The 12930-nt window shown below is 32.6% G+C and carries 10 protein-coding genes; 6 read left to right on the forward strand and 4 right to left on the reverse strand.

The window, feature by feature from the left end; genetic code table 11:
- The first annotated feature begins 118 nt into the window (after nt 1–118).
- Entirely contained in the window at nt 119–334 is a 216-nt protein-coding gene (locus ACT53I_RS06605; protein WP_069797345.1) for a hypothetical protein, read from the forward strand.
- Nucleotides 335–367: 33 nt separating this feature from the next.
- On the opposite strand, the gene ACT53I_RS06610 is transcribed toward ACT53I_RS06605, so the two are convergent.
- On the reverse strand, nt 368–1486 hold the full coding sequence (locus ACT53I_RS06610; protein WP_476078977.1) for a DNA polymerase III subunit: 1119 nt from the start codon (nt 1484–1486) through the stop codon (nt 368–370).
- Nucleotides 1487–1669: 183 nt separating this feature from the next.
- On the opposite strand from ACT53I_RS06610, the gene bamG reads away from it, so the two are divergent.
- The 3 genes from bamG (at nt 1670) to ACT53I_RS06625 (ending at nt 4760) form a co-directional block, all read left to right on the forward strand.
- Complete coding sequence (gene bamG, locus ACT53I_RS06615; RefSeq protein WP_476079384.1) at nt 1670–2941, forward strand: BamG family beta-barrel-assembly machinery protein; 1272 nt, start codon at nt 1670–1672, stop codon at nt 2939–2941.
- Between the two features lie 47 nt (nt 2942–2988).
- On the forward strand, nt 2989–3582 hold the full coding sequence (locus ACT53I_RS06620; RefSeq protein WP_069797716.1) for an LptA/OstA family protein: 594 nt from the start codon (nt 2989–2991) through the stop codon (nt 3580–3582).
- Nucleotides 3583–3713: 131 nt separating this feature from the next.
- Nucleotides 3714–4760: an anhydro-N-acetylmuramic acid kinase gene (locus ACT53I_RS06625; protein WP_476078978.1), complete on the forward strand. Its 1047-nt coding sequence runs from the start codon at nt 3714–3716 to the stop codon at nt 4758–4760.
- 51 nt (nt 4761–4811) lie between these two features.
- On the opposite strand, the gene ACT53I_RS06630 is transcribed toward ACT53I_RS06625, so the two are convergent.
- Nucleotides 4812–5201, reverse strand: a complete 390-nt coding sequence (locus ACT53I_RS06630) for an SRPBCC domain-containing protein (protein WP_476078979.1) — start codon at nt 5199–5201, stop codon at nt 4812–4814.
- A 37-nt stretch (nt 5202–5238) separates the two neighbouring features.
- Here ACT53I_RS06630 and ACT53I_RS06635 point away from each other — a divergent pair, with 37 nt between their 5' ends.
- Nucleotides 5239–5850, forward strand: a complete 612-nt coding sequence (locus ACT53I_RS06635) for an NUDIX hydrolase (RefSeq protein ID WP_213196363.1) — start codon at nt 5239–5241, stop codon at nt 5848–5850.
- A 33-nt stretch (nt 5851–5883) separates the two neighbouring features.
- Here ACT53I_RS06635 and ACT53I_RS06640 read toward each other — a convergent pair whose 3' ends face one another.
- Nucleotides 5884–7158: a UDP-N-acetylmuramoyl-tripeptide--D-alanyl-D-alanine ligase gene (locus ACT53I_RS06640; protein WP_476078980.1), complete on the reverse strand. Its 1275-nt coding sequence runs from the start codon at nt 7156–7158 to the stop codon at nt 5884–5886.
- A gap of 63 nt (nt 7159–7221) precedes the next feature.
- On the reverse strand, nt 7222–8835 hold the full coding sequence (gene gldJ / locus ACT53I_RS06645) for a gliding motility lipoprotein GldJ (protein ID WP_476078981.1): 1614 nt from the start codon (nt 8833–8835) through the stop codon (nt 7222–7224).
- Between the two features lie 165 nt (nt 8836–9000).
- Between gldJ and porU the strand changes: the two genes are divergently transcribed.
- Nucleotides 9001–12921, forward strand: coding sequence for a type IX secretion system sortase PorU (gene porU, locus ACT53I_RS06650; RefSeq protein WP_476078982.1), 3921 nt, complete (start codon nt 9001–9003; stop codon nt 12919–12921).
- Nucleotides 12922–12930: the final 9 nt, after the last annotated feature.

A 12930-nucleotide genomic window follows, 5' to 3' on the forward strand; every position in this document is an offset into this window, starting at 1 on the left:
AGGCGCAAATGTAAGTAAATTTAGAAATCAATCAAACGATTGATTGATTTATTTTATCAATGTAAAATGTTAGATAATATAATTTTTATTACTTTTGATGAACTAAATATTAAACAATATGAAAAGAATCATCGCAGTATTAGCCATATCAGTATTTACATTAGGAATGGCTCAAGAAACACCGAAAAAATCTTGTTGCGCAGCAAAAGATAAAAAAGAATGTAGCGCAAAAGAAAAGAAAGAGTGCGCTTCTAAAGACAAAAAAGACTGTAAAGCTGAAGCCAACAAAGACAAAAAATCTTGTTGTGCTGCTAAAAAAGAAAAAGCAGCTTAGAAAAAATAAAATCCCGAAAATTTCGGGATTTTTTTATGCACTTCGGTGAATATATCTGGTTAATTTTATGCCTAAATCCGTCCAAACAATTTTGGCATTTGCATTTCTGTAAAGATGCAAATCAGCATCAGAGATTTCTTCCAAAATATCTACAATATTAGCGCCGTGAATAAAATTGGTAAACGCTTCCCAATTGAATCCGTTTTTAGATAAACGTTTGTAAACCAAATGTTCTGCATCATAATTTTGCAATAATGCCAATCTGAACATTTCAGAACAAAAATCTAAGAAATTTTTCTGTTTTTCTCTATTCCAAGAAGCGATATTTCTTCCCCACAAAACGATATTTCTCAAAACTTCTGGTTTCTTTTTCGCCATGAAAGCATTTCTCACCCAATCGATAAAAAGTTCTTCAAATTCTTCATTCGCAGAATCATTTTGAAGCAATTGTAGCGCGGTATTGTAATTTCCTTGCGCTTGATGAATGACTTCTTTTATTTTTGCTTCGGAAACATCAAATTGATCTCTGATTCCTTGTTCTAAGCTTTCATCATCTATTCTAGGCACTTCTATCGCTTGACATCTTGATAAAATAGTAGGTAAAATGGTGTCTATTTTTTCTGCAAGAAGCAAAATAATGGTCTTTTTTGGTGGCTCTTCTAGAAATTTTAAAAATTTATTGGCTGCTGTCACATTCATTTTATCGGCTCGCCAAACAATGAGAATTTTAGTTCCACCTTCGAAACTTTTTAGCGCAAATTTTTGGTTTAACGCATCTACTTCATCTGCAGAAATAAACAATTGCTTGTTTTGAGCATCTAAAACTTCATTCCAATCATTGATGGAAGCGTAAGGATTTTCTAAAATCATGGTTCTATAATCCTCAAACAATCTTTGACTCAGAGAATTGCTTTTTTCTGTAAAAACTGGGAAACTAAAATGCAAATCTAAATGATTGAGATGCTCTACTTTAGAAGCAGCATGTTCATTTTCTCTTTTGAGAATTTCTTTGGCATAAGCCAGAGCCAATGGTAAAACGCCGAAACCTTCTTCGCCAATAAATAACTGAGCATGCCCTACTCTTTCTTTATCTATGGCATCTTTAAGCGTTTCTATAACTTTTTTTTGTCCTACAATTTCTTCCCAATTCATAGTTTCAAAGATAAGAATTTGGTGGAAAGTGAAAAGACAGATAGTACAAGTTTTTTCAATTTTGAGTTAAATTCAATGAATTTTCTGATAAATTCGTCTTTAATCCTATGAAATTTAACGCTTATTAACTTTCACGTTTCAGTAATAATTAAGATATTTGCGCATTAATTAAAAAAGATAATGATAAAAAGAATTTTTCTTTTACCTTTCATTGCTGTTGGTTTAAGTGTAGAAGCGCAAAGTTTAGGTAATTCTCCTTATGCAGCATTTGGTATCGGCGAAGTAAAATATGATAACTCAGTAGAAACCAATTCAATGGGCGGCATAAACACTGCTTACATTTGGGATTTCAACAACAGTTTTAATTTTAAAAACCCAGCTGCAAACACCAATCTAGAGCTTACTTCTTTCAGGGTTCAAATGACCAATGAGAACCAATCTTTAAAATCAGATTTTAATGGATTAAGCGCTAATAAACATTCTAATTATCTTTCTAATATTTCTATAGCTTTCCCCATTTCTAAAAAATTGAAATTTGGATTAGGATATCAACCGTATAGTTCTAAAAGATATGATATTATTACCGTAGATTCTTTAGCAGACAAAACAGCAAAAGCTAACCATTTTTATGGTGAAGGAACACTTAGTACTATTCAAGCAGCTTTTGGTTATCAAGTCAACAAAGAATTTGCAGTAGGTTTAAGAAGTAATTTCTACTTCGGAAAATTATCAGATGTAGAAGAACTGGCTTATTCTAATGCTGAACTGATTAATGGTTTTGAAACATCTAATAAAATCAAAACTTTCAACTTTACGCTAGGTTCTACCTATCAGAAAAAATTTAAAAACGATAAAAAACTTACTTTAGGTGCAACTTATACATTTGGAACCACTGGTAATGTAAAAACTCAGTTCTTAAACAGTACTTATTACTATTATCTAGACCAAAAATTAAACGTTACCGAAATAGAAAAGAAAACCAGCGAAGACAAAAATCTTATTCCTACAGAAGCTTCTTTAGGGATTGGCTATGGTCATGATGCAAAATGGTTCGCTTCTGCTCAAATCGATTACAAAAAAGGTTCTACTACAATGTTTTTAGGACAGCCTTTCACTTACCAAGATTCATATAGAATTTCTGCAGGTGGTTGGTATTTACCAAATTATAATGACTTCAGAAGCTATTTTAACCGTGTAGTTTACAGATATGGTGCTTTTTATGAAAAAGGAAATCTAAATGTAAACGGAACCAATATTAACCAATACGGAATCACTGCTGGAGTTACTTTACCTTTCGAAAAATCAAATGCGGTAAGAATGAGCGGGATAGATTTAGGATTAGAATTTGGTAGAAGAGGAACATTAGAAAACAATCTTATCCAACAGAATTTCTTCAACGTAAAAGTTGGAATTAATTTTGCTGATAAATGGTTCCAGAAAAGAGTTTACGAATAAACCGAACAATACACTTATTCATAAATTTTATAGTTAAATCTATAAAAATGCAGAAAAAATTCTCAAGAATATTATTTAAAAATATAGTCACCTTTTCAGGTTTGGCTATATTTTTTGCTTTGACTTCTTGCGAAGAAGATTTGGCTAAAGTAAACGATAAAAAAAGCACCAATTTCGCTTCTAGAATCATCTACAATGCAGACATTGTAAAAAAAGATTCTGGGATGGTAAAAGTGCGTTTCAAAGCACCATTGCTAGAAGAATATGAATTTGTAGACACTCCTTATGTAGTGGTAAGAAAAGGACTATATTTAGAATTTTATGATTCTAAAAAACCCAAAACTCCAGGAAAACTTTGGGCAAAATATGCCAAAATGATTGACAAAAAACAATTCTACGAAGCCAGAGGAAATGTAAAAGTCATCAATAACGAAGGACAAACTTTTGCCATGCAGTCTATTTATTGGGACAAAGCAAAACAAAGAATGTACACTAAAGACACCGTATTCATTACAGATAAAGACGGTTCAATTTTCGTAGCGGCAAACGGAATGAATGCAAAAGATGATTTCTCTGAATATACCTTCTACAACAATTCTGGAGACTTCAATGTGAAGAAAATGCCAAATTCTGGAAATTGAGATTGAGGTAAAGGTTGAGGTAAAGGTAGAGGTAGAGGTAGAGATTTAGGATTTTGATTTACTTTTTTTACTTTTGAATAAATTTTCCTTAGAAATCTTTTGTATCTTTTGTGGTTTATTAATTCTAATTCATGAAAACATATTTCGCCATTGGTCTAATGTCTGGAACCAGCCTTGATGGTTTAGACATTTGCTATGCAAAATTCCAAAATATTACCAATTGGGAATTTGAAATTCTAAAAACCGAAACCATTCCTTACTCTCCAGAATGGAAAAATCGTCTGCAAAATGCTATTCTACTTTCGGCTGAAGATTTATTAGCGTTAGACAAAGAATATGGCTTCTATCTCGGCGAAAAAACACAAGAATTTATTTCGAAAAATAATATTGTTGATTTAGATTTTATTGCTTCTCACGGTCATACCGTTTTTCATCAACCACAACGAAAATTCACCTTGCAAATCGGCGATGGAAGAGCCATAAAATTAACAACCAAAAAGCCCGTAATCTACGATTTTAGAAGTCAAGATGTTTTAATGGGCGGAAATGGTGCTCCATTAGTTCCCATCGGTGATGAACTTTTATTTTCGCAATATGATGCTTGTCTCAATTTGGGCGGATTTTCTAATATTTCTTTACAGAAAAACCATCAAAGAATTGCTTTTGATATTTCGCCAGTGAATGTGGTTTTGAATTATTTTGCAGAAAAATTAGGCAAAAACTATGATAAAAACGGTGATTTTGCTAGAAATGGCGCTATTAATTTCAAAATTTTAGAGCAATTGAACGCTTTAACCTTTTATCAAAAATCAGCTCCAAAATCTTTAGGAGTAGAATTTGTAAATTCTGAGATTTTTCCTTTGTTAAAAGACGAAACTCCAGAAAACATCATCGCTACTTTTACCGAACATATTGCCGAACAAATTGCCAAAGTTTTTAATGACAATCAACTCAAAACTGTTTTAGTAACTGGTGGCGGAACTTTCAATACTTATTTATTAGAAAAAATTAGAGAAAAATCTCAGACAGAATTGATTGTTCCTGACGAAAATATAATCAACTTCAAAGAAGCGCTTATTTTTGCTTTTATGGGCGTTTTAAGACTCAGAAATGAAGTAAATGTGCTTTGTTCAGCAACGGGAAGTTCAGAGAATCATTGCAGCGGAATATTGGTATAAAAAAAGGTTTCAGAAGAAATCTAAAACCTTTTAATTATCTTATAAACGTTATTATAATTGCTCTAACTTGTCTGTAAGTGCATTTAAGAAGTTTTGTAATGGTTTTTCTACCATCATTTTGATAAATGGATTAAAATTTCCATCGAATAATAACTGAACTTCTGTTTGGTTTTCGTTTACTGGAGAGATGTTTCCTGTAAGTGAAAAATCTAATGAAGAACTTGCAGATTTCAAAACTACTTTTTGACCTTCTACCAATTCAGCAATTTTAAGGGCAACTTCTGGCATTCCTTTTAAACCAAATTTAAAGCCATCTTCTCTATGTTCGAAACTGGTTAAACTATCTGGCATTAAGTGTTTGTAATCTTCAGGATTTTTAAGCATTTGAAAAAGTTGCTCCGAAGATTTATTTACTATAATTTTTCTTCCTTCTAAATTCATTTTTTTAATATTTTTGTAAAAATTAATATAATTACAAATGTATAAAGTTTTTGTCAATGAAAAAAGATTAAGCATCAGTAAATCTCCAATTCCCATTGAGAAGAACTTGCCTTATGAAGAAACCACCACCTTGGAAATCGCCATAGATTTGCTGGAAAATACTTCTACCTCCGAAATTAATATTTACGGTGAAAATTTAGAGCAAATTTGGGAAGAACTGACGGGTATGTTACGAGTTGTGGAAGCAGCAGGTGGAATTGTTTTCAACCAAGAAAATAAAATCCTTTTCATTCACAGATTAGGAAGATGGGATTTACCGAAAGGTAAAATAGAGCCAGAAGAATCTCTTGAAAATGCTGCGCTAAGAGAATTAGAGGAAGAAACTGGACTTACAGAGCTTATTTTAGAAGAATTTGTAAATACTACTTTCCATATTTACAAAGAAAAAAAACAAGGAAAAGAGGAAAGAATTCTAAAAGCCACGCATTGGTTTAAAATGACTTATGTAGGTCAAAAAGAACCGATTCCTCAAACTGAAGAAGGAATTACAAAAGTAGAATGGAAAACGCAAACCGAAATTAACGACGAAGTTTTGCCCAATACTTTTAAAAACATCAAACTGATTTTGAGCGAGGTTTTTGCAATATAAAAAAGGTGGAAATTAAAATTCCACCTTTTCTTTTTATTTAATGAATTCCAAAGCTTTTTCTAGCGCGATTCCTCGTGAAGCTTTCAGCAATATATTCTGCGAATGAATTTCATTTTCGGTTAAATAATGGATTAAATCTTGAGTAGTTAAAAAGGCCACTCCAGAAACATTTACTTCTTTAAAATGTGGACCAACTGTAATGATTTCATCAAAACTGAGTGATTTCGCCAATTCTAAAATTTGAGAATGTTCTGTTGCGCTTTCTTCGCCCAATTCTAGCATATCTCCAATGATGATGGTCTTAGTTCCAATAAAATCATTGAAATTTTCTAATGAAACTTTCATAGAACTAGGATTCGCATTGTAAGTATCTAAAACCAAGGTTTTATCTCCTTTTTTTACAATTTGCGAACGCATGTTGGTTGGTGTGTATTCTTCAATGGCTTTTTTGATTAAATTAAAATCAATCCCGAAATACAAACCTAAACTGGTAGCCGCACAAAGATTAGTAAAATTGTAATCTCCTGTAAGTTTAGAAAGTGCTTCTACCTCATTATAAATAATTCCTACGCAATTATTCTCTGTAAATTTCTCGAAATAAAACTCAGAATCTCTTCTTCCGAAAGGAATCACCAAATCATATCCATCTGTTTTTTCAACTTGAATAGGATCATTTTCATTCACTACCACAAATTGATTATTCGATTTGAGGTAATCATACAATTCAGATTTTCCTTTGATTACACCTTCTACTCCACCGAAACCTTCTAAATGTGCCTTCCCGAAATTAGTAATATACCCAAAATTAGGTTGAGCAATTGTGCATAAAAACTCTATTTCTTTTTGATGATTAGCACCCATTTCTACCACCGCCATTTCGTGCTCTGGTTTTATGGAAAGAATGGTTAAAGGAACACCAATATGATTATTGAGATTCCCAAAAGTATATTGGGTATTATATTTCTGCGAAAGAACAGCATGAATGATTTCCTTGGTCGTAGTTTTCCCATTACTTCCTGTTAGAGCTATAATAGGAATGCTCAACTGTGCTCTGTGATGTTTTGCTAAATCCTGTAAAAATTCTAATGTAGAGTTAACATAAAAAATATTTTTAGCCGTATTTTCAAAATTTTTATCTTCTACAATTACGGCAAGAGCACCATTATCCATAGCTGTTTCAGCTAAAGTAGCCGCATTGAAATTCTCACCAGAAAAAGCGAAAAATATATCGTTTTTTTCAATTTTTCTACTGTCTATGGTTACTTTATTGGCTTGTAAATAAAGCGCATAAAAATCTGTAATATTCATGTGGTAAAAATAAAAAAATCCTTTCCAAAAAAGGAAAGGATTTTAAATTATTTAAAAGAAATTTTATCTCTTCGTTCTCTTATTATTGGTATCTCTAGCATCTTGTGCTACACGGAAACCAATCCATCCGAAAGACTTTGATTCTTCTTTGAATCTTCTTTGACCTGGGTCTAACCAATATGCAGTATCCATCCAAGAACCACCTTTTACAACTCTTACCGTATTAGAAACTTTAGTTGTTCTAGGTTTGTTATCTCTTTGCAATATTACTCTACCTTTATCATCTACGATGAATTGAGTTTTAGGAGAATTATACATATTGTATTCTGCCATAGAACTGTCTACTTCTTTACCATAACCAGCTTCTAATGAAGACATGAAATCACCATCTCTATAATTTCTTTGATCTTCTACAGTTCTTCTTTCATAAGTTCCAGGTAAGCCTTTGTAGATTTCTCTACCGTCAGCTAATCTTTCGAACTTCATATCTTTAGGATCTACTTTTTTATAAGTTCCATCAGCATTTTTTACAGTTTGCTGTGGCATATTTCCTCTGTAATAATTGAAATCACTCGCTTCTTCATCTATGATAGGTCTGTAAACGTCTGCGGTCCATTCTGCTACGTTACCGTACATTCCATAAATTCCTAAATCATTAGAAGGATATTGTCTCACGTCTGCAGTTGTAGGAGAACCGTCATTATTCCAACCACCAACACCAGAATAGTCACCTCTACCTTGCTTAAAGTTTTCTAGGTACATTCCTCTGTTTTTACCTTTTTTACCTCTTAATTTTTCAATTTCAGGTTCTTTTCCTAGGTAATTGTTGTACTCTCTATTTTTTTGTAAACCAAGCGCTGCATATTCCCATTCTACTTCTGTAGGAAGACGGAATTTAGTTACTAAACCAGCGGTTGCGTTTCTGTTTGCTGCTTGAATTCTCGCGTTAGAAGTTTTGATACCAGATTTTTGTTGCTGTCTTTGTTTGTTCAAATAAGCTTCTAATTCTGGATCATTTGCTTTGTACTTGTCTAAGTTAAATGCATTCGGACCTTGATTATTACCATCATTGGTATAATAACTTTTATCAATAAGTCCTTGGTTCATTAACTCTTTTTCATTGGTTCTATCCGTTAACCAATCACAATATCTAGAAGCTTGCTGCCAAGAAACTCCTACTACAGGATAGTAATCGTATTCTGGAGCACGGAAATAAGTTTCCGCATAATCGTTTCTAGATAATTTGTTATTCCAAACTAATGTATCTGGTAAAGCACCTGTATAAATATTTTTAAAACTTTGATCAGATGGTGGGAATACAAACTTAAGCCAAGTTACATATTCTCTATATTCATAGTTAGTGATTTCTGTTTCACCGATGAAAAACGCACTTACCTGCATTCTTCTTGGGGTATTGTTCCAATCATGCATTACATCGTCTTTTACCAACCCCATGGTAAAAGTACCTCCGTCTACATAGACCATTCCTGGCCATCCTTTTGGTTTTTGTTTTTTACCAGTAAAGAACCAACCTTTCGTGTCATTAGGTTTCCAACCTGTTTTGCTGGTAAATTTTTTGGTTCCGCCTCCACTTTTTACGTTACCGCCTCCACCACAGCTGGTTAGAAGCAATGTTGCGCCTAGTGCAAGCAATGAAATAAACTTTAGTTTTTTCATAATTGATTTTAGATAATTTCGAGCTACAAAGAAAAATAATTTATTTTATTAATCAAACATCAAAAGTAAGATTTTTTATGTTTTTTTTAACGTATTAAAATTTATTTTATTGTTTGATATGAAAATTTTGTTTTTTTCGTTTATTTTGTAGCGCAATTTTAGACTATGAAAAAAAATTTATTACTACTTCTTTTTGTAATTTTTACTGGCCATTTATTTGGTCAAAAAACTGCTATAGAATGGGAAGGAAACAAAATAATGGATTATGGAACCTTCCAATACAATCTTCCATTTTTTAAAAACGAAAATTATTCTATTATTAATGGAGTTCCATATCTCACTTTTTCTAAAAAAGAAAAGGAATCTTCTCAATATGACATTAAAAACTTAATTTGGGAAAAAATTCCAGCTAAAGAAGTATTTGGTTTACTTTCGGATAATGTTTCCACTAAAGAAATTGCATACTCTAATAGTCAAAAACAAACCATCAACGGACAATTTCTCACCAATGTAGTGATTGCCACCATTAAAAAAGATAAAAATACTCTTTATAGATTAACCTCTTTTGAACTGGTAAAAAAAACGGTTAATAACCAAAGAACTTCTAGAACTTCTGATTTAATTGGCACTACCGAAAATCCTTTAAAATCTGGAAATTTCTATAAAATTAAAGTCGACAAGTCTGGAATTTTCAAAATCACAACAAAATTCCTTAGAGATAACGGCATCAACCCATCGAGCATTAATCCTAAAAATTTCAGAATTTATGGAAATGGTGGATTAATGCTGCCAGAATTCAATCAGGATTTCAGATATGCTGCTTTACAAGAAAATGCGATACAAGTTATCGGTGAAGAAGATGGAAAATGGGACGAAAATGACTATGCACTTTTCTACGCTCAAGGTCCACATGGTTATAATCTTTACAATGTAAATAACGGAAGTGGTTACAAACGTAACGAAACCAGACTCACTCACATTAGCGATAACAGTGTAAATATCTATGAAAATTTCTCTTATTACTTCATTAATTTTGACAAAGGAGAAGGGAAAAGAGTAACCCTTTCAGATATTGCGCCATCTTCCAAAGTTTACACGCGTTATGACGACTATCAATTTATCAATGAAGAAAAAACCAATTTCTTGAATATTGGTAGACTTTGGGTGGGAGATGCTTTTAACGCCAATAAATCGGTTTCTTTTACTACCAAAACCGCTATTAAACCTACGGATACTGTAAAAATAAAATCTTCGGTTTATGTGAAGAATGCTGCCAATGACAAAATTATCTTCAGCATCAACGGACAAAACAGTAGCAGTTTTACAGTAAGCAATTCCCCAGAAATTAAAATCAAAGAAATTCCTTGGGAAACTTCTGCGTCAAATTTAAGCGGAACTACACTTAAAATAGATTATACTTTAGAATCTTCTAATCCTTTGGTTGCTTATTATCTGGATTATGCCGAAGTTCAATACAAACAAGACCTTGTATACAATGATGCACAAATGAATTTCAGAGTTTTTGAAATTCCTACAGGTTCTGGAGAGACTTTCGGATTTACGGTAGAAAACGCGACAAACGTAGAGCAAATTTGGGATATTTCAGACATTACAAACGCTAAAAAAATAGTCAATAAAACTTCAGGAGCGCAATTTTCATTCGGATACACTACAACTTCCCCATATTTTAACAATGAATTTGTAGCTTTTAAAAATTCTGCGTCTTTTGAGCCTCTTTTTGTTGAAAAAGTGGACAATCAAGACTTATCAGGTTTAAAAAATGTAGACTACCTCATTGTTACCACTCGTGATTTTACTCCACAAGCCGAAAGAATTGCCAACTACTACAGAACTCAAAAAAATTATCAAGTAGAAATAGCCGATGTAAAGAAAATTTACAATGAATTTTCTTCTGGCGGACAAGATTTAACGGCAATTAGAGATTTTATTACCAAACTAAACACTCCAGCTGGAACACTAAAATATGTACTTATCTTAGGAGATACTACATTTGATTATAGAAATATTACCACCAATAATAAAAATTATATCCCAAGTTATCAAAGTGATTATAGTGAAAACTACGAAGCTTCATTTGTGACCGATGATTATTTCGGGATGACTACTCCACAAAACACGACTTATATTTATGCTATTTTACCAGATATTCCAGTAGGAAGACTTCCTGCAGAAAATATTGCTGAAGCAAAAAATTTAGTTGATAAAACGCTTTCTTATTACAATGCAGTTCCGGGACAATCTTCGCCTTTTGGAGATTGGAGACTAAAAATGAATTTCGTGGTAGATGATGACCAAGACAGTCGTGTAGACACCAGTACGAATCCTTATCTCAAAGGAACTTTCCATGATGTGATGAACTTGGTTTTAGCCAATAATTTTGAAGGAAATACAGACAAACCAGAATATAATATCAAAAAATTATACTTAGATGCTTTTCCTGGTCAAAGTACAGCAGGTGGACAAAGATTTCCACAAGTAAACCAAGCCATTACCAATGCGATGAGCAACAGTTTATATCTGTATTATTTCGGACATGGAGGAATTAACGGTTGGGCGCAAGAAAGAGTTTTGACCACTCAAGAAATTGCAGCTTTTAATAATTACAATAATGCTTACAGCAGATTTCCTTTCATCAGTACCATTACTTGTGAATTTACACTTTGGGATGACCATAATACTTCATCTGCAGGAGAACAATTGATGAAATTACCACAAGGTGGAGCAAATTCTATGATTACTTCTTCTAGAGCAATTGCTACAGTTTATGGAAGATTATTTACAGAAACTTTTACCCGAAATCTCTTTAAACTATACAACAATGACTTTTTATCAGTAGGAGATGCTTTCATCGCAGCAAAAACTGAATACGGAACAGATTCAAACCACTTGAAAGTAAATCTTCTTGGTGATCCCGCTCTTAAACTCAGCAGACCGAAAAATCTTATCAGCATAGACAATATAGATTCACCAGTTGTTGGTCAACTAAGAGCGCTAGATTTTGTAAAAATTACGGGGCATGTTAATAATCAATCAGGAGCGATTGACAATACTTTTAATGGTAAAGTAGTCATCAATATTTTTGATAAAAAATTAGCCAAGAAAACCCTCAACAATGATGGAAATTTAACTCCAGTTCTTAATTATTTCGAAGAAGGAAGCCCGATTGTGAAAGCTTCTGGAACGGTTACCAATGGAACTTTCACCGTAGAATTCTATATGCCAAAAGACATTAATTATACTGTGGGAGACGGTAGAATATTGGCTTATGCAGATAACAATGTTTTTGATGTTTTCAATAACAAAACACAAAAAGTTGGAGATATTAATCCAAACGGAATTAATGATAATGAAGTTCCAAAGGTTCAATTGTACTTAAACAACACCAATTTTGTAGATGGAGGAATTACAGACTCTAATCCAAATCTTTTGGCTTGTGTAACAGATAATACAGGAATTAACTCTACAGGTTCGGGAATTGGTCATGACATCACTGTAATTCTTGACGGCGAAGTTATCAATACCACTGTTCTGAACGATTTTTATACTCCGGGAACAGGAAATGGCTGTATTAACGCTTCTTTCTTAGACTATCAGAAAGGCTCTGTACTCTATCCTTTCCAAAATTTAAAACCTGGAAATCACCAATTGACCTTTAAAGTTTGGGACATTAACAATAATTCGACTACTCAAACGTTAAACTTTGTAGTAAGAGACCCAGAAGCCGAAAATTTAGTTGTTAAAAAATTACTAAATTGGCCGAATCCTTTTACCAATAAAACTTATATACAGTTTGAACACAATTGTGATGATGTTTTAGATGTAAATGTTCAAGTCTATACCATCACTGGAAAATTAGTACGAACATTCAGTACCACAGTGACTTCTACTCCATTTTTAGAAGGATATAGAACACACAGAACTGCTATAGAATGGGACGGAAATGATGATTTTGGCGCTCCAGTTGGTAAAGGAACTTACATTTACAAAGTTTTAGTAAAGAGTCAAAATCAAGAAAAATGTAAAGGAACTGCCTCTTTAGTAGAAAAATTAGTGATTTTAAAATAGAAAAAACAA

Source organism: Cloacibacterium sp. DMC96, from assembly GCF_056313765.1.

Coding starts and splice junctions, on each gene's coding strand:
- ACT53I_RS06630 (WP_476078979.1), bottom strand. CDS start 5,201: ATGAATTTAGAAGGAAGAAAAATTATAGTAAATAAATCTTCGGAGCAA.
- ACT53I_RS06640 (WP_476078980.1), bottom strand. CDS start 7,158: ATGAATATTACAGATTTTTATGCGCTTTATTTACAAGCCAATAAAGTA.
- ACT53I_RS06605 (WP_069797345.1), top strand. CDS start 119: ATGAAAAGAATCATCGCAGTATTAGCCATATCAGTATTTACATTAGGA.
- ACT53I_RS06610 (WP_476078977.1), bottom strand. CDS start 1,486: ATGAATTGGGAAGAAATTGTAGGACAAAAAAAAGTTATAGAAACGCTT.
- porU (WP_476078982.1), top strand. CDS start 9,001: ATGAAAAAAAATTTATTACTACTTCTTTTTGTAATTTTTACTGGCCAT.
- ACT53I_RS06635 (WP_213196363.1), top strand. CDS start 5,239: ATGTATAAAGTTTTTGTCAATGAAAAAAGATTAAGCATCAGTAAATCT.
- gldJ (WP_476078981.1), bottom strand. CDS start 8,835: ATGAAAAAACTAAAGTTTATTTCATTGCTTGCACTAGGCGCAACATTG.
- ACT53I_RS06620 (WP_069797716.1), top strand. CDS start 2,989: ATGCAGAAAAAATTCTCAAGAATATTATTTAAAAATATAGTCACCTTT.
- ACT53I_RS06625 (WP_476078978.1), top strand. CDS start 3,714: ATGAAAACATATTTCGCCATTGGTCTAATGTCTGGAACCAGCCTTGAT.